This window comes from Vreelandella venusta (genome assembly GCF_044809155.1).
In the GTDB taxonomy this organism is placed as follows: domain Bacteria; phylum Pseudomonadota; class Gammaproteobacteria; order Pseudomonadales; family Halomonadaceae; genus Vreelandella; species Vreelandella venusta_B.
This window is the reverse complement of sequence record NZ_CP085241.1, coordinates 53,905-71,613: the sequence shown is the minus strand read 5'-3', so window position 1 is coordinate 71,613 and position 17,709 is coordinate 53,905. Positions and strand designations below refer to the sequence as shown.

Sequence of the window (17,709 nt, the reverse complement as noted above, 5' to 3'; positions counted from 1 at the left end):
TGGTCAATCCGCCGCCTGGGCAAGAAACGACTCCTTTAACTTTACATAGTTACCTGCCGTGTAGGGGAAGAAGGCACGCTCTTTGTCTTTAAGCGGGCGCAGCGCTTTGGCAGGGTTACCGGCATACACATAGCCACTCTCAAGCCGCTTACCCGGCGTTACCACCGCGCCAGCGGCAATAATCACCTCGTCCTCAACCACCGCGCCATCCATCACAATGGCGCCCATACCCACCAGAATGCGGCTGCCCAGGGTGCAACCGTGCAAAATTGCCTTGTGGCCAATGGTCACATCGTCGCCAATCGTGAGCGGGAAACCATCCGGATTGAAATCGCTGGCGTGGGTAATGTGCAGCACGCTGCCATCCTGCACGCTCGTTCGTGCGCCAATACGAATCCGATGCATATCACCACGGATAACGGTCATCGGCCACACAGAGCAGTCATCACCCAACACCACATCGCCAATTACGACGCTTGCTGGGTCAATATAGACACGCTCGCCAAGCTGCGGCGAAACGCCTTGATACGTTCGTAAGGCACTGCTCATGATTATCTCCTTAACACGATAAGGGGGCTGGAAGGCGCACTATAGCAACCCACCGAGTAAGACGATAAACGTCAGCGGAATCGACACCCAGCGAATCGTCGTGCGCCATAGTAAATAGCCGCGCCCCCCCGCGCCCAATGCGCTAATGACACGCGCTTGTGGCATCACCCATGCGGCAAAAATCGCGATTAACAGCCCTCCCATGGGGAGGAAAATATCAGGGGGAATACTGCTTACAAGCTCAAATACGTTACGCCCAAACAGCGGCCTGAATTCTGCCAGGGTTGAAAACGAGAACGCTGATAGCAAGCCGATTAACCATACGCTGAGCGCTACCGCCGCCGTTGCCGTACCGCGCCGCCAGCCAAGTCCCTGCAGTGTTGACACCATAGGCTCAGCAAGGTTGATCGCCGATGTCCAGGTGGCCAGTAGCAGCAGTAAGAAAAACACGCTTAACCACAACGACCCCCAAGGCAGCTCAGAAAACGCAATGGGGAGCGTCACAAACATGAGCCCAGGGCCATCCGCCGGGTCCAAGCCTTGGGCAAACACCACCGAAAAGATGGCAATACCCGCTAGCAAAGCCACACTAATATCCAGCACCGCCACAGCGAAGGCAGCCTTTGGCAGGCTTTGCTCATCGGGCATATAGGCGCCATACGCCATTAAGGCACACGCCCCCACCGCAAGCGTAAAGAAAGCGTGGCCCATGGCATGGAGTATAACGCTGGTCGTGACATCACCAAACGAGGGCAAAAACAGCCACGCAAGCGCCGTACCAAACCCATCGGTGGTGGTTGCATAAATCGCCAGCAGCAACAATAAGCCGTACAGCAGTGGCATTAATAAGTTATTTAATCGCTCAAGCCCTTTGGCAACGCCGGCGGCGACCACCGTCATGGTCATGAAGAGAAACAGCGAGTGGTTGAAAACCAGCAGGCCTGGGTTTGCTAAGAACGCCTCGAATCCGGCCCCAACATCAGCAGCGCTTGCTCCCTCAAAATTACCGTTTATCGAGGCCACCAAGAATTCGATCGACCAACCCGAGACCACCGAATAAAACGACAAAATACAGAACACCGTAAAGGCACCAAATAACCCCAACCAACGCCAGTGGCGAGAAGCCCCCGCCTCCGCCGCAAGCGCACCCAGCGATTGCATGGGGCCACGCCGACCTGCCCGGCCGATTAAAATTTCCGCCATCATCACCGGAATGCCCAGCAGCAGCACAAACGCGACATAAATCAATAAAAAGGCCGCGCCGCCGTTTTCGCCGGCCACATAAGGGAAGCGCCAGATGTTGCCTAGCCCCACCGCTGCCCCGGTTACCGCTAAGATAAAGGCCCGATTCGACCCCCAGCGCTCTAGCGTTTCACTCATTGTATGCTCCTGCCGTTAGTGGCACTAAAAGTCGGCAAGACTAGCAGGCGCTTTCACCCAGGCCAAACCTTGGCATTGAAAGAGCGCCCCCCTGCCCACACTGTGTCATCATTATCGCGCGTTTGATGCGCCCCCTAAACGTTTTACAACGATGCCATTGAGGTGCCTATGTCCCGCAATCCGCTGCTAGAGAGCCATGAACTCCCCCCTTTCGCCGAGATTCGCGCCGAACACGTGGTGCCCGCCATAGAAACACTGCTTAGCGAAAGCCGGGAAGCGATCGATCACCTTGCCCAGCAAGCAGCGCACACCCCGCCCACGTGGGAAAACTTTGCGGCACCGCTGGAAACGGTGAACGATCGCCTTTCCCAGGCGTGGTCACCGATATCACACCTGAATGGCACAATGAATACGCCTGAACTGCGCGACGCCTACCAAGCCTGTTTAGAGCAGCTGTCAGCCTTTAGTACTTGGGTCGGCCAACATGAAGGCCTGTTTCACAGCTGGCAGGCGTTAAAAGAGCATCAATGGGCACAGCTGGATACCGCGCAGCAACGCACGGTCGATAACGCCCTGCGCGATTTCCGCCTAGCGGGTGTCGATCTACCCACTGATAAAAAAGCCCGCTACGGTGAGATTCAGTCACGCCTCTCGACCCTGTCTAACCAGTTTTCCAATAATGTCCTGGATGCCACCCAGGCTTGGCATAAAGATATTGAAAACCTGCATGAGCTAGCCGGCGTGCCGGAAAGTGCGCTTGATACGCTAAAGGCGACCGCTGAAGCAAAAGGTGTGCAGGGCTACCGCATTACTCTTGATTTCCCGAGTTTTTTTCCTATTGTCAGCTATGCCGATAACCGCGAGCTGCGCCGGGAGGTGTATACAGCGTTTGTTACTCGCGCTTCAGACCAAGGCCCGGATGCTGGTACGTTCGACAACGCGCCGATTCTGGAAGAGATTCTAGCTCTGCGCCATGAGGTGTCCGAACTGCTCGGCTTTGATACGTACGCCGACTACTCGCTAACGACCAAAATGGCGGACTCACCCGAGCAGGTGCTTACCTTCTTAAACGATCTTGCTCGCCGCGCGGTTCCTCAGGCGAAAGAAGAGTTTGCTGAGCTGAGCGCCTACGCCCGTGATGAACTTAAGATCGATACCCTTGAGCCATGGGATGTGGCTTACGTAAGCGAGAAACTGCGTGAAGCGCGCCATGCCATTTCCCAAGAGCAGTTGCGCCCCTATTTTTCTGCACCGCGCGTGGTAGACGGGCTATTCCACGTTGTTGAGCGCCTTTTTGGCGTTCAAGTGAAAGAAGACAGCACCGCACCAAGCTATCACAGCGATGTACGCTTCTTCCGAATTACCGAGCAGGGCAAGCCCATTGCAGGCTTCTACCTGGATCTCTATGCCCGCGAAGGTAAGCGCGGCGGCGCCTGGATGGCCGACTGCCGAGTGCGCCGGCAAACGAGCGACGGTCTACAGCTACCCGTCGCGTTTTTGACCTGTAACTTTACCGCACCGGTAGGCGGCAAACCCGCACTGCTCACCCACGATGAAGTGACGACACTCTTTCATGAGTTTGGTCACGGCCTACACCATATGCTGACCAAGCAGCAGATTGCCGATGTGTCTGGCATTAACGGCGTCGCCTGGGATGCCGTTGAGCTACCCAGCCAATTTATGGAGAACTACTGTTGGGAGCGTGAAGGATTAGACCTACTCGCCCAGCATGTCGATACTGGCGAGCCGCTACCGGCGGAGCTCTTAGAGCGCCTGCAGGCCGCTAAAAACTTCCAGTCGGCGATGGGGATGGTGCGCCAAATCGAGTTTTCGCTCTTCGATTTACGCCTGCACCACGAGCTGACGGCGCCCAGCGCCAGCGATGTGCAGACGCTGTTAGATGAGATACGCAGCCAAACGTCCGTTGTCCCCGTGGTAGGTTTCAACCGCTTCCAGAATAGCTTTAGTCATATTTTCGCCGGCGGATACGCAGCCGGGTACTACAGCTACAAATGGGCCGAAGTGCTCTCTGCCGATGCCTGGAGCGCTTTTGAAGAGGCTGGAATTTTTGACCCTGAAACGGGCCAACGCTTTCGCCAAGAAATTTTAGAACAGGGCGGTGCCCAGGATGCGGCAGAGCTATTTCGCCGTTTCCGTGGCCGCGAGCCCAGCGTTGAGCCGCTATTGCGCCATAGCGGGATCCGAGCGGCTTAGCCGGTACTTTTCCTGTCATTGCCCAGCGCGACGGCCCTGATGCCGTCGCGCGCTAATGGAGTTTACTATGTCAAGCGTCAAACGTTTTATCGCCGGGGTAACCTGCCCACGCTGTGCCGCGATGGATCGAATCCGCGCCTGGGAACAAAACAACATCCGCTATCGGGAATGCGTTAACTGTGATTTCTTCGAACAGTTACCTATTGAGGATGAGTCGTCACCCGAGCTGACCACACGCGTTAACCAAGTGCGTGACGAGCAAAAAGTCCAGGATATTCAGCCGGTACGCATTCTCGATCCTGGCAAGAAACGCTAAGAAAACCTAATCGGCCACTCTCTACCGCGCTACAGTAGCCTCTTAACCTAAGAGGCTGCTTATGAGTTGCCAGACGTAAAAGGCTCTATACCTTTAGCCACCCTCTTTATGTGCGAAAAACCGCACAGCTATCAATTGATGTGTGCGTGAAACCAGACACTCTCCGCGATTTGAATTTCTACCAAAGTTTAATGCAAAAAAAGTAAATTATTGATTAATAAAAAATAAATGACATGTGGCACAACTCTCGCTTCCTGAAGACTGCTTAACGATAAAGCTACTGGCACTGCATATCTGCCAGACGATAATTCAATAACAGCTTAGGAAACCTCGCCATGCGCAACATGATGCCGAAAACGTTTGCTCTTCTTGCTAGCAGCGCACTACTTGCTGCAGGCACTGCCCACGCAGACCGCTCTGATTGGCCCAACAATTTCACCGTAGGAACCGCAAGCCAAGGCGGCACTTACTTCGTTTACGGCTCTGGCTGGGCCAATTTCATTTCAGACGAGCTGGGTGTTTCTGGTGGTGGCGAAGTCACAGGCGGCCCGACACAGAACTTGGCGCTGGTACATAGCGGTGATATGGCTTTTGGCCTCACCACGATGGGCCCGGCTTCAGATGCCGTTAACGGTGAAAGCCCACTCGCGCCTGGCCTTCAGATGGACAACGTCTGTGCGTTGTTCCCCATGTATGAAACACCGTTCTCCATTACTGCGCTTTCAAGCTCCGGTATTGAATCCATTGCTGACATTCCAGCCGGCGCTCGCATTGGTTTTGGCCCTGCGGCCTCCACGTCTGATACCTATTTCCCGGCTATTCTCGAAACCCTGGGGGTAGAGTTTGATCGCCGTAACGGCGGCTGGTCTGACCTGGGCGGCCAGCTCCAAGACGGTTTGCTTGATGTTATCGCCTTCGCTGCAGGCATTCCGATCCCTGCGGTTAGCCAGCTAGAAGTTCAAACCGATGTCAACATCATCGAGTTTACCGAAGAAGAGATGAACACTGTGCTGGAGAACTTCCCAGTCGCAGAGTTCTCTATTCCCGCTAGCACCTACACCACGCTTGAAGAAGACGCTCGTGCCGTTTCCATGTGGAACTTTGCCATTGCGGGTTGTGATCTGCCGGAAGACTTCGTCTACGAAGTCACCAAAGCCACTATGGAGAACAACGACCGCATGCGCTCCGTTCACCGCAGTGCTGAAACCACCATTCCGGAAAACATCGTGCACAACACCGTACTGCCCTTCCACCCGGGTGCTGCACGCTGGTACGAAGAGAATGGCTACGAAATCGAAGATGACATGATTAACTAAGCCATACGCCTCTTCCCGCTGCCCTGTTTCCCGATAGTCGGGCGGGGCAGTATTTTTACCCCCTTTCCCTGCTTTTGCTGTGAGGGTGACCTCTGATGAGTCACAAAACCGACCAAGATCCCAGCGGCTTCAAGGATGATGCCCAGACTGCTTCATCGATACCCGAGTCAATCGCCGAGGGTGTCGATGAGGAGGTTGTCGAGTCCAACCGCCGTGTATTTGTTGGTTGGCAGTTCGTTTTGTTCGCCGTTTTAGCCATTGGCTATTCGAGCTTTCACCTGTTTTCGCTCAATGTGTACCCCATGGAAACTTGGTCGTTTCGCATCGTACACATTGCCGGTGCGCTGATTTTAGGGTACGGGTTGTATGCAGGCGCCCGCTTCGCTGAAGATGACCAACAGGCTTCTCCTGCCTGGCTCAAGTGGGTGAGCTATGCGCTGCTAATCCCCGCTATTTACTCTCTGGTACAAGTGTTCCTGATGCAGCAAACGCTGAGTGGCGGCGCTATGCGCATCGACCCAAGCATTGAGACCCTGCACTACGGCTACCCGCTAATGGCCACCACCGCAGGAGCAATTGTGCTGTCCTGGTTCTATCGTCAAGCGCGTCACCGCTTTAACCCGGCAGACTTAGTGCTGATGGTGTGCGCTATTGCCAGCGCAGGCTATTTATTAATGGCCTTTAACACCAATATGCGCATGTCGACCGGCACCTCGTTCGCGCCTCCGGGCATTGCCTGGGCGGCAATTGCGGGGTCACTATTGATTCTAGAGCTTACTCGCCGCGTGGCCGGTTTGGCACTGGTGGTCATTTCCGCGGTTTTTTTGACCTACGTGTTTACAGGTCAGCACCTACCGGGTTTTCTAGGCTACCCAGGTTTGTCTGTGCAGCGCTTTTTCAGTCAGGTGTATACCGATGCGGGGATTCTTGGCCCCACTACCGCCGTATCGTCAACCTACATCATTCTGTTCATTATTTTTGCGGCATTTCTACAGGCCTCTAAAGTAGGCGATTACTTCGTCAACTTCGCCTTTGCAGCCGCTGGCCGTGCTCGTGGTGGCCCGGCTAAGGTGTCTATCTTTGCTTCTGGCTTAATGGGAATGATCAACGGTACCTCCGCAGGCAACGTGGTATCGACAGGCTCACTCACTATTCCTCTGATGAAGAAAGTTGGTTATCCGGCACGTAGCGCCGGTGCCATTGAAGCAGCCGCTTCTACCGGTGGACAGATTATGCCGCCCATCATGGGGGCAGGTGCCTTCATCATGGCAGAGGTCACCGGCATTCCTTATACCGAAATTGCCGTTGCTGCCTTGATTCCTGCCATTCTGTACTTCGCCTCTATCTACTTCATGGTGGATTTTGAAGCCGCGCGTAAAGGCATGCGGGGAATGCGTAAGGATGAGATTCCGCTATTTTCGAAGCTGGTGAAACAGGTCTACCTGTTTGCGCCGATTATTATTCTGATTGCCGCTCTCTTTATGGGCTACTCAGTGATTCGTGCCGGTACGCTGGCCACCGCATCAGCAGCGGTCGTTAGCTGGATTTCACCCAATAAAATGGGCATTCGCGCCATTTTAAGGGCCCTTCAGCTAGCAGGTACGATGTCCATCCAGATCATCGCCGTGTGTGCCTGCGCGGGCCTGATTGTGGGCGTTATCTCGCTCACCGGCGTTGGCGCGCGCTTCTCATCGTTGCTGCTTGGCCTTGCAGGCGTTAGCCAGCTACTGGCGCTAGTGTTTGCCATGCTGATCAGCATCTTGCTGGGAATGGGTATGCCTACCACTGCGGCGTACGCCGTGGCGGCTTCGGTCGTTGCACCGGGCTTGATCAACATTGGTATCGAACCACTCGTCGCCCACTTCTTCGTGTTTTACTTCGCCGTGGTTTCAGCAATTACCCCGCCCGTGGCGCTTGCGTCTTACGCAGCCGCCGGTATTTCTGGGGATAATCCCATGGGTACATCGGTCGCTTCGTTCAAGATTGGCCTGGCCGCGTTTATCGTGCCGTTTATGTTCTTCTACAGCCCGGCCATGCTGATGGAAGGCTCCGCAATGCAGATACTGCGCGTAGGCCTGACCGCAACGCTGGGGATCGTACTGCTCTCAGGTGTGGTACAAAAGTGGTTCTTCGGCCCCGTGAACCTGGTACAGCGCCTGGTCATGCTAGTAGGCGCGCTCTTCCTGATTTACGGCGGTATCTATACCGACGTGGCGGGCCTGGCAATTGGTACGACACTGTTTATCTTGCAGCGCAAGCAGCATGGCGGCAAAGGCAAAACAGCAGCAAACGCCTCTTAATCTACCGCGGTGCAGCCCCCCCCGTAAAAACCAACGCTGGAACCGAGAGGTTCCGGCTTTTTTTCGTACCTTTAGAACCACCATAAAAAACCGGCCTGCATCAAGTAGTGCAGGCCGGTATGAGACCGATAGGCGATAGCGTTAGCTTAGGTTGTCGACCACTTTCAGCACTGGTGCCGCTTGATTCAGCGTGTAGAAATGCAGTCCTGGCGCGCCGCCTTCCAACAGGCGCTCGCACAGGCGAGTCACGACATCGGTACCAAACGCGGCAATGGCCTCGCTGTCATCGCCGTAAGCTTCTAACTGCTTGCGAATCCAGCGCGGAATCTCGGCGCCGCAGGCATCGGAGAAGCGCGCCAGCTTGGTGTAATTGGTGATGGGCATGATGCCGGGAATAATCGGCTGTTCGACGCCCAGCGCCCGCGCTTTATCAACAAAGTGGAAGTAGGCATCAGCGGTAAAGAAGTACTGGGTAATCGCCATATTGGCACCCGCGTTCATCTTACGGGCGAAGTTTTCCACATCCTTGTCGAGATTAGGGGCCTGTGGATGAGATTCCGGGTACGCCGCCACAGCAATTTCAAAGTGATCACCGGTTTCTGCGCGAATAAACTCCACCAGTTCATTGGCATACCGCAGCTCGCCAATACTGGCCATCCCAGAGGGCATATCACCGCGCAGAGCCACAAGGCTATCGACGCCCTCTTCCCGGTACTGCGCCAGTAAATCGCGCAGCTGGGCTTTTTCACTGCCGATGCAGGAGAGGTGCGGCGCCGTGGTGATGCCACTTTGGCTAACGGTGCGCACGATATCCCGAGTGCGCGCCTGGGTGGAGCCACCCGCGCCGTAGGTGACCGAGAAAAAACGCGGGTTACGAGCGGCCAGCTCATCACGCACGTGAATTAGCTTCTCCCGGCCTGCATCGGTGTTGGGCGGAAAGAATTCAAAGCTAATACCTAACGGATGCTCTTGGCTGCTCATGGTTTGTCCTCGCAGTGCGGTAACGTGATCATTATTTAGGGTATTCTCGCTGCTTCGCCGCGCAGCGGCTAATGAAAGATTCCACGGTCGACCTTCAATTCGGCTCATGTTGGCACTATCGCGTCTATCAAGGAGGATATATGGACTTAGCACCCAGCACTTTAATGGGCCCACTGCTCATGCTGTTAGGGTATGTGGGGCTGGGCTTTATTGCCGCTCAGCGGTTGAAAATAGACCCGCGCCCCATCGCCACGCTGCTGGTGTACCTGATCGCTCCGCTGACGATTTTCCGCGCGCTGATGAATGGCGGCCCCACCGCCGAGTACCTCGTCCTTACCTTGGCGATGTTTCTGTTGGTCAGCACCATGGCACTGGCCGTGCGCTGGGCGACCCAACACCGCTTCGGCCCACAGGAAGGCGCGCTGCTGGCATTCTCCTCTGGCACTGGCAACACCGGCTACTTTGGGCTGCCGGTGGCGCTGATTTTGCTATCGCCTGAAGGCGTGACGCTTTACCTTTTCTGTATGCTGGGCATCAACCTGTATGAGTTCACTGTGGGATTTTATTTGAGCGCCCGGGGCCACTTCTCGGTACGCCAGAGCTTGGCCAAACTTGTTCGTCTGCCGCTGGTCTATGCCTTTTTCTTGGCGCTGCTGCTCAGCGCGCTCAACGTCACGCTGCCTGAGTCACTGATGAGTTCATTAGCGGTCTTTCCCGCGACCTATACCCTGCTGGGCATGATGATTATTGGCATGACGTTAAGCCAGGTCACCCTCGCCGCGTGGGATACGCGCTTTGTGGCGACCTGCGTGGGCCTGCGCTATCTGCTGTGGCCGCTGGTGATGCTGGGGGCGGTGCTGGTGCTCCAATCGTTCACGCCGCTGGCGCCGGAGCTTGCGATGGCGCTGCTGCTGCTGGGCGTGGTGCCCATGGCCTCCAACGTGGTGGTCGTGGCGATGGAACTAGGCATTCAGCCACAGAAAGGCGCTTTAGCGGTGCTCACCACCACGCTGCTGGCACCGCTGTTGATTCCGCTCTATTTGGGCCTGATGCTGCGCTTAACTGGGCTGAGTTAAAAGCCATCGACGCCCGCCTGCTGCAGTTGGCGGGCCATGCGCTGAACGTCTGGGTGGTTGAAGAAGGCAACGAGCGCCTCGCTTCGCACCGTGCCAACGCCGGGCACGGCTTGCCAGTCGGATCGAGAGTAACTCGCGAGGGTGTACCAATCACCCAGCCCAGCGTCGCCACCGGGGGGCATTCCCAGCGCCGTCAGCCATGTCGCATAGGGCGCTTGGCGCGCCGTGTCGAACTGTGCCATCAACGCTGCGGCGGTGGTCGCGCCAATACCGTGGGCTTGCTGTAGCTGCTCTGGCGTTAGTGCCAACCAACCCAATAGTTCCGTGACCACACCGGCCTCCATCAGCGCCTGCCACGTGCCTTCGCCAATCCCTCGCATGCCCAGCTGCTCGCTGAGATAGGTTAAGCGGGCCAGCAGCTGGGCACTGCATTCTGGCGCTAGCTCTGATGTGAGTTCTGACGCTCGCTCTGGCGTTAGCGTAAAGCAGCTCAACAGATGGTAGCGCTCGGGCGTCGGGGCACTAAGGGCGGCCCTTTCACGGGTTTGCCACACCACGCTGTCTACCCGAGGAATCGTCAAGCCCGCCAGTGTCACCGCCACTTGGTCGCCTGGGCGCACGTCCCACTCCTGCCAGCGCTCCAATGAGCCAAGCGACACGCGGCTGATACGCCGCCCTTCCAGAGTCACCGGGTAGAGCCATAGCAGCGGCGTTACGCGCCCGGTGCGCCCCACCCGAAACTCGACCCCGCGCACCTGAGCAAGCGCCTGCTGAGACGGATACTTCCATGCCACCGCCCACTCAGGGGGCGATGACGACCAGCGGCGCACGCCAGGGCGCTCAGCCTGTTTTAATACCACGCCGTCGGTGGCAAACGGCAGCGGGCCGTTAAACCACCGCTCGCGCCACTCGGCGGCCGCCTCCTGGCCGCTGATCGAATGGGTGTAATCGGCCGTATCGAACCCCAGCGCCGTCAGTTGCGCCAGCCGTTCGGTCATCTGCGTCGGGCCATCCGGCCAATCCCATACGAATAGCCCGATGCGATCCAGCGTCGCTTGGCTAGGCGCTCGCTGCGCCATGGCACCGGCCACGGCACCTCGGGCTCCCGAGTCGGGCTGGCGTGCCTGCACGTGATTCTCCAGCCGCCAGTAAAGCTCACCCTGCAGCACCGCAGAGACGGACTCAGGGAGCGATGCAGGCACACCGGGCAGTTGCTGAACCCGCGCCGTCCAATCCTGCCCCCGCTCGCCATCTCCCCGGCTAACCGCCTCGACAAGCTCCCCACTCTGGTAACGCAGCGTCACCGCCACGCCATCCACCTTGGGTTGAATCCACAAGTCTTCGCGGCGGCTGGTAAAGCGTCGAATACCGTCCTCATCGGCTTTAGTGAGCCCCGTTTGAGCAGCCGGATGCGTGCGGGTACCGCTGCTGCTCGTGACGCGGGTCAGTGGCCGATGGGGCGTCGGGGTATCCAGGCAGGCTTGCCAGTTTTCCAGCCGCGCCAGCGCTTGGTCGTACAGCTCATCGGCAATCAGCGATTCGCCGTCATCATGGTAAGCGCGGTCCCACACTTCGATATGTTCAGCTAGCGCCTGGGTTTCCAGCGCCAGCCGCTCGGCAGGCCAGTCGGGGCAGGTGTCGGCCTGTGCGGAAAAGGTGACACTCATGAACCAGGCTGCCGCCAAGCCTGCTATTCCATTCATTCGCCAACCCGGCATACGCATCCTCTCGCGGTAAACGGGAGATTTCTCAGCACACATTAAATTTAACTTATATGAAACTGGCGGATATGCAATGCGCGACTGCCGTGTTCGACCCATAAAAAAGCGCCCCCAGGCGTAAACCTGGGGGCGCTTTTCGCTAACCCGTGGCGCTCATTGCGCTAGCAGGAAGCTTATAGGCCAGCGGCCTGACGCAGCGCGTCTGCTTTGTCAGTTTTTTCCCACGGGAAGGCTGTAAACGTCTCGGTGTGCGTTTCGCCTTTGTCGTCCACCCAGCGATAGCTGTGCTCGAACGGCTCGCGGCCAAAGTGGCCGTAAGCCGCTGTCAGGCGGTACATCGGGTGCAGTAGATCCAGCATCTTGGTGATCGCGTAGGGGCGCAGATCGAAGTGCTCGCGCACCAGATCAACGATTTTCGCGTCGTCGATTTTGCCGGTACCGAAAGTGTCGATAGACACCGAGGTAGGCTCTGCAACACCAATGGCGTAGGAGACTTGAATCTCGCACTTATCAGCCAAGCCTGCAGCGACGACATTTTTCGCTACATAGCGGCCGGCGTACGCGGCGCTGCGGTCTACTTTCGACGGATCTTTACCCGAGAACGCGCCGCCACCGTGACGAGCCATGCCGCCATAGGTATCGACGATGATTTTACGGCCAGTCAAGCCACAGTCGCCCACCGGGCCGCCAATCACGAACTTGCCGGTCGGGTTGATGTGGTACTGGGTGTTGGCATCCAGCCACTCAGCGGGAATCACCTGCTCAATGACTTCACGCTTAATCATTTTGCGCAGGTCTTCTTGATCGATTTCCGGATCGTGCTGGGTCGATAGGACAATCGCATCCACGCCACAGGGCTGGCCTTCGGCGTTATAGCGGAAAGTGACCTGGCTCTTGGCATCTGGCCGCAGCCACGGCAGCAGGCCATTTTTACGCAATTCAGCCTGACGCTCAACTAAGCGGTGCGAGTAGTGAATTGGCGCTGGCATAAACGAATCGGTTTCGTTGGTGGCGTAACCAAACATAAGCCCTTGGTCACCGGCACCCTGGTCTTCAGGCTTAGAGCGGTCAACGCCCTGGGCAATATCAACGCTCTGCTTGCCGATCAGGTTAATTACCCCGCAGGTGGCGCCATCAAAGCCCACGTCGGATGAGGTGTAACCGATATCGGTAATCACATCCCGTACCAGTGCTTCCAAATCGACCCACGCAGACGTAGTGATCTCACCGGCAATAATCGCCACGCCGGTTTTTACCATCGTTTCACAGGCAACGCGGGCCTGTTTATCACGCGCGATAATAGCATCTAGCACCGCGTCGGAAATTTGGTCGGCAATCTTATCGGGATGGCCTTCTGAGACGGACTCAGAGGTAAACAGGGAATATTCGCTCATCGCGCACTCGACCCTCTGTATGACGGCTGCATCGTGACCGCAGCATCAGCAGGAAATCATGGCAGGAGGTTCCCTGCCCGTATATAGAAGCGGCTCAAGAACTTTCACGGCCACTTCGGGAGGCAGAGTCTACACGCTGTTGGGGGTTCTTCACAGAAGCGGCCCGCAGAATTTGCCGCCGCGAGGGAAGTCAGCGACAATAGAGGCTTTATTATTTCTGTTTTCAGGCGAGGAGCACCCCCATGCCGTCCCGTTTTGAGCTGGCCAATGCCATTCGCGCCCTTTCCATGGATGCCGTACAGAAGGCCAAGTCTGGCCACCCTGGCGCCCCCATGGGTATGGCTGATATCGCCGAGGTGCTGTGGAATGACTACCTCAAGCACAACCCCGAAGACCCCAAGTGGGCCGATCGTGACCGGTTCGTGCTGTCTAATGGTCACGGCTCCATGCTGCTCTACTCACTGCTGCACCTTAGCGGCTATGAATTAAGCCTGGAACAGCTGCAAAATTTCCGCCAGCTGCACTCGCCCACCGCAGGTCATCCAGAGTACGGCTACGCGCCGGGCATCGAAACCACGACTGGCCCACTGGGCCAAGGGTTTGCCAACGCCGTAGGCTTTGCGATTGCTGAGAAAACCTTAGCCGCACAGTTCAACCGCCCGGGCCACACCATTGTTGACCACACCACTTGGTGTTTCTTAGGCGATGGCTGCTTGATGGAAGGTATCTCCCATGAAGCGGCGTCATTAGCCGGCACTCAGCAGCTAGGTAAACTGGTTGCTCTGTATGACGACAACGGCATCTCTATTGATGGCGAAGTGGAAGGCTGGTTCACCGACGATACCGCCAAGCGCTTTGAAGCTTACGGCTGGCACGTGGTACCGAACGTCGATGGTCACAACCCGGAAGAGATCAAAGCCGCGATTGAACTGGCCAAAAGCCACGACGACAAGCCAAGCCTGATTATCTGCAAAACTATTATTGGTTTTGGCGCCCCGAACAAGCAGGGTAAAGAAGAAGCCCATGGCGCACCGCTAGGTGACGAAGAAGTGGCCCTGGCGCGTAAAGAGCTTGGCTGGGAGCACGCGCCGTTCCACATCCCCGAGCCGATTTACTCCGCCTGGGATGCGCGTAACGCAGGTAAAACCCGCCAGCAGGAGTGGGAAGTACGCTTTGCCCGCTATGCTGAGGCTTACCCCGCCGAGGCGCGTGAATTTAAGCGCCGCATGAAAGCTCAACTGCCCGCCGACTTAACCACAGAGGCGCTGATTGAGCAGGCCCAAGAGAAAGGCGAAAGCATCGCGTCACGCAAAGCCTCATTTGAAGCGCTGAACGTGATTGGCCCGCAAATGCCCGAACTACTCGGCGGCAGCGCCGACTTAGCGCCGTCTAATCTGACGTTTTGGAAGGGTGCAAAAGCGATCACTCCCGAAGATGCCAGCGGCAACTACCTGCACTACGGGGTACGCGAGTTCGGTATGGGTGCCGTAATGAACGGCATTGCGCTGCACGGCGGCTTTGTGCCGTACGGCGCCACCTTCCTGATCTTCATGGAGTACATGCGTAACGCGGTGCGTATGGCAGCGCTGATGGAAAAGCAGGCTATTTACGTATTTACCCACGACTCAATTGGCCTGGGTGAAGATGGCCCGACCCACCAGCCGATCGAGCAGCTGACCAGCCTGCGCACTACGCCTAACTTGAACACTTGGCGCCCCTGTGACGCCGTGGAAACCGCCGCCTCTTGGGATGCCGCCGTTAAACGCCACTCCGGCCCCACTGCGCTGGTGCTTTCACGTCAAAACCTGCCCCACCAGCCGCGTACTAAGACGCAGCTGGCGTCTATTCAGCGCGGCGGTTACGTTCTAAAAGATAGCAAAGGCACACCAGAATTAATTCTGATTGCCACGGGTTCAGAAGTTTCTCTAGCGATGGACGCTGCCGCTGAGTTGGAAAAGCAAGGCAAAGCCGTACGCGTTGTTTCCATGCCTTCTACCTACCGTTATAACGGCCAAGATGCTGATTACCGTGAAAGCGTGCTACCTAAAGCGGTGACTAAGCGTATTGCCATCGAAGCGGGCCACGCCGACTATTGGTACAAATACGTGGGCCTCGATGGTCGTGTGATTGGCATGACCACCTACGGCGAATCCGCCCCGGCGGGCGAGCTGTTCAAGCACTTTGGCTTTACGGTTGATAATATCGTCAAACAGGCTAATGAACTGCTCGGCTAACGCTAAGCAGGCTGTTCTAGCGCGGGTTATGCAATGCCCGCGTTAAATGGTCTGCTATGGCTGATTAGTTATTGGTTAATCGGAGAGGTGGTGATCCACTTCTCCGGTCTCCCTGTTTCTTCAGGGGTGGTGGGCATGCTGCTGCTGTGCGCCACCCTGGCACTACTTAGACGCGTACCCGCAAGCCTTGCCGCCGCTGCTCAACCGTTAATTGCCCTGCTCGCTATGCTGATTATGCCCGGCGTCGTCGGCGTGTTTTTTATGCTGGATGCGCTAGCTGGCGAATGGCTCGCGGTGCTAACAGCGCTGCTGCTAGGCACGCTGCTTAGCGTTATGACCACGCTATGGCTGCTCAAACGTCTCATTGGACGCCCAAATGCCCGCTAGTCTTCTGAGTACCCTAACCGCTACCCCTCTGTTTGCTGTCGGTTTAACGCTTGCCGCTTTTTTACTTGGCAGCGCACTCTTCAATCGTCTGAAAAAGCCTTCGTGGCTACCGGCAATTTTAATTGCCGCGCTGCTATTAGCAGCGACCCTCGCAGTGTTCGGCGTGCCCTACGCGACGTATCAGCAGGGAGCTACGTGGCTCACCATACTGTTAGGCCCCGCGACCGTTGCATTGGGCATGCCGCTCTACCAGCAGTTGCCGCGCATTCGTGAGCTATGGCGCCCACTGGTAGTGTGCCTACCTATCGCGGCCATGCTTGCGGCCAGCTACGCCTTACTAATCGGTTGGTTGATGGGCAGCAGTCAGCATATTCTCGCCTCGATTGCCGCTAAGTCGGTCACCGCGCCTATCGCTATTGGCATTACCGAACAGCTGGGTGGCAGCGTGGCGCTGCTGATGGGGGCTCTGTTGTTGACTGGCGTGGTCACTATTCCGTTTGTCAGCTTGTGCGCAAAATTGCTAAACATCGACGATGAGCGAATTATCGGCTTCGCTCTTGGCCTGAACGGCCATGCCATTGGCACCGTGCGGGCATTTGAACTCAGCCCAACGGCGGGGGCGTTTGCCTCGCTCGGCATGAGCTTAACTGGCATCTTAACCGCTCTGCTGCTACCGCTTGCTTGGCGGCTTATCGGCATCGCCGGTTGAAATACGCTATCATCTCGCCACTTTATTTAAGAGCCGCTCTGTCTCATGGCTAACTCAACACCCACGTATCGCATCGCCATCAATGGCTATGGGCGTATTGGTCAATGCGTGCTTAGGGCGCTGGTTGAGCGCAACCATCCCGAGCTTGAGGTGGTCGCCATTAATGAGCTTTCTGATCTCGCGACCATTACCTACCTAACCCGCTACGACACCACCCACGGCCGTTTTCCAGGCGACGTGGATCACGATGGCGAAGCGCTGTTGATCAACGGTCAGCGTATCCGCGTACTTTGCGAGCGAGACCCCACAGCACTGCCCTGGGCAGCACTGGATATCGACCTAGTGCTCGAGTGCTCTGGCAGCTTTAAAGATCGTGCCACGGCGGAACTGCACCTAGCAGCGGGCGCTAAGCGGCTACTGTTTTCTCAGCCCGCTGAAAGTGATGTGGATGCCACAATTGTGTGGGGCATTAACGAGCACAAGATAGCGCTTTCCCAGCGCATTCTGTCGGCCGCCTCCTGCACAACTAACTGCTTGGTGCCGCTGCTTACCGTACTGGATGAGGCGCTTGAGCTGGAGCACGGCGTCACCACCACCATCCACTCAGCCATGAATGACCAGCCGGTGATTGATGCTTATCATCAAACCGACCTGCGGCTGACCCGATCCGCCATGCAGTCGATTGTACCGGTAGACACCGGCTTAGCCGTGGGCATCAGCCGCCTAATGCCAAGCTTAGCCGGGCGCTTTGAGTGCTTGCATGTGCGTGTACCGACCATCAATGTATCAGCGATGGATGTGGCATTAAGTGTGCGCCGAGATACCACTGCCGAACAGGTCAACGTTCTGCTGCGTACCGCCAGTGCCGAGCGGCTTGCCGGTGTACTCGGCTATACGGAAGCACCCATGGCGTCGATTGATTTTAATCACGACCCGCGCTCTGGCATCCTAGACGCCACCCAAACACGGGTTGCAGGCACGCGCTTGATTAAACTGCTGTGCTGGTTTGACAACGAGTGGGGCTTCGCCAACCGCATGCTGGATATCAGCCAGCGGTTGGCGTCTCTAGAAGCGGGACACGCTGACTAGGGCTACATCACTACTTTTCACCTGTCTAAACACGAGGAAATCG

The 17,709-nt window shown here is 56.8% G+C and carries 14 protein-coding genes; 9 read left to right on the top strand and 5 right to left on the bottom strand.

Annotation, left to right across the window (positions count from 1 at the left end):
• Positions 1-3: 3 nt before the first annotated feature.
• Positions 4-549: a gamma carbonic anhydrase family protein gene (locus LG301_RS00320; protein ID WP_404472444.1), complete on the bottom strand. Its 546-nt coding sequence runs from the start codon at positions 547-549 to the stop codon at positions 4-6.
• A 39-nt stretch (positions 550-588) separates the two neighbouring features.
• Positions 589-1,929 (bottom strand): sodium-dependent transporter, encoded by a 1,341-nt coding sequence (locus LG301_RS00315; RefSeq protein WP_404472443.1) that lies wholly within the window; start codon positions 1,927-1,929, stop codon positions 589-591.
• A 168-nt stretch (positions 1,930-2,097) separates the two neighbouring features.
• On the opposite strand from LG301_RS00315, the gene prlC reads away from it, so the two are divergent.
• From prlC to LG301_RS00295, 4 genes are all read left to right on the top strand, one after another.
• Positions 2,098-4,143: an oligopeptidase A gene (gene prlC, locus LG301_RS00310; protein WP_404472442.1), complete on the top strand. Its 2,046-nt coding sequence runs from the start codon at positions 2,098-2,100 to the stop codon at positions 4,141-4,143.
• 67 nt (positions 4,144-4,210) lie between these two features.
• Positions 4,211-4,459 carry a YheV family putative zinc ribbon protein gene (locus LG301_RS00305; protein WP_404472440.1) on the top strand — a complete coding sequence of 83 codons (249 nt, stop codon included), beginning with the start codon at positions 4,211-4,213 and terminating at the stop codon, positions 4,457-4,459.
• Positions 4,460-4,794: 335 nt separating this feature from the next.
• On the top strand, positions 4,795-5,775 hold the full coding sequence (locus tag LG301_RS00300) for a TAXI family TRAP transporter solute-binding subunit (RefSeq protein WP_404472439.1): 981 nt from the start codon (positions 4,795-4,797) through the stop codon (positions 5,773-5,775).
• Between the two features lie 95 nt (positions 5,776-5,870).
• Positions 5,871-8,075, top strand: a complete 2,205-nt coding sequence (locus LG301_RS00295) for a TRAP transporter permease (protein WP_404472437.1) — start codon at positions 5,871-5,873, stop codon at positions 8,073-8,075.
• Positions 8,076-8,216: 141 nt separating this feature from the next.
• Here LG301_RS00295 and metF read toward each other — a convergent pair whose 3' ends face one another.
• The gene (metF, locus tag LG301_RS00290) at positions 8,217-9,056 is read right to left on the bottom strand and encodes a methylenetetrahydrofolate reductase [NAD(P)H] (RefSeq protein ID WP_404475125.1); all 840 of its coding nucleotides are present in this window, start codon (positions 9,054-9,056) and stop codon (positions 8,217-8,219) included.
• Between the two features lie 140 nt (positions 9,057-9,196).
• Between metF and LG301_RS00285 the strand changes: the two genes are divergently transcribed.
• Positions 9,197-10,132: an AEC family transporter gene (locus tag LG301_RS00285; protein WP_404472435.1), complete on the top strand. Its 936-nt coding sequence runs from the start codon at positions 9,197-9,199 to the stop codon at positions 10,130-10,132.
• Here the strand turns inward: LG301_RS00285 and ligB are convergent.
• Positions 10,129-11,850 (bottom strand): NAD-dependent DNA ligase LigB, encoded by a 1,722-nt coding sequence (ligB, locus tag LG301_RS00280; RefSeq protein WP_404472433.1) that lies wholly within the window; start codon positions 11,848-11,850, stop codon positions 10,129-10,131. The two genes, LG301_RS00285 and ligB, sit on opposite strands and share 4 nt — an antisense overlap.
• Before the next feature lie 176 nt (positions 11,851-12,026).
• A complete protein-coding gene (metK, locus tag LG301_RS00275; protein WP_404472432.1) occupies positions 12,027-13,247 on the bottom strand; it encodes a methionine adenosyltransferase in 1,221 nt (406 codons plus the stop codon).
• Between the two features lie 242 nt (positions 13,248-13,489).
• Here metK and tkt point away from each other — a divergent pair, with 242 nt between their 5' ends.
• Genes tkt through LG301_RS00255 form a run of 4 tightly spaced genes read left to right on the top strand, consistent with a single transcriptional unit; the run spans position 13,490 to position 17,666 of the window.
• The gene (gene tkt, locus LG301_RS00270) at positions 13,490-15,481 is read left to right on the top strand and encodes a transketolase (protein WP_404472430.1); all 1,992 of its coding nucleotides are present in this window, start codon (positions 13,490-13,492) and stop codon (positions 15,479-15,481) included.
• Positions 15,482-15,514: 33 nt separating this feature from the next.
• A complete protein-coding gene (locus tag LG301_RS00265; protein WP_404472429.1) occupies positions 15,515-15,868 on the top strand; it encodes a CidA/LrgA family protein in 354 nt (117 codons plus the stop codon).
• Positions 15,858-16,577 (top strand): LrgB family protein, encoded by a 720-nt coding sequence (locus tag LG301_RS00260; RefSeq protein WP_404472427.1) that lies wholly within the window; start codon positions 15,858-15,860, stop codon positions 16,575-16,577. Before LG301_RS00265 ends, LG301_RS00260 begins: the two co-directional genes overlap by 11 nt.
• A 45-nt stretch (positions 16,578-16,622) precedes the next feature.
• Positions 16,623-17,666, top strand: coding sequence for a type I glyceraldehyde-3-phosphate dehydrogenase (locus LG301_RS00255; protein WP_404472425.1), 1,044 nt, complete (start codon positions 16,623-16,625; stop codon positions 17,664-17,666).
• Positions 17,667-17,709 lie beyond the last annotated feature (43 nt).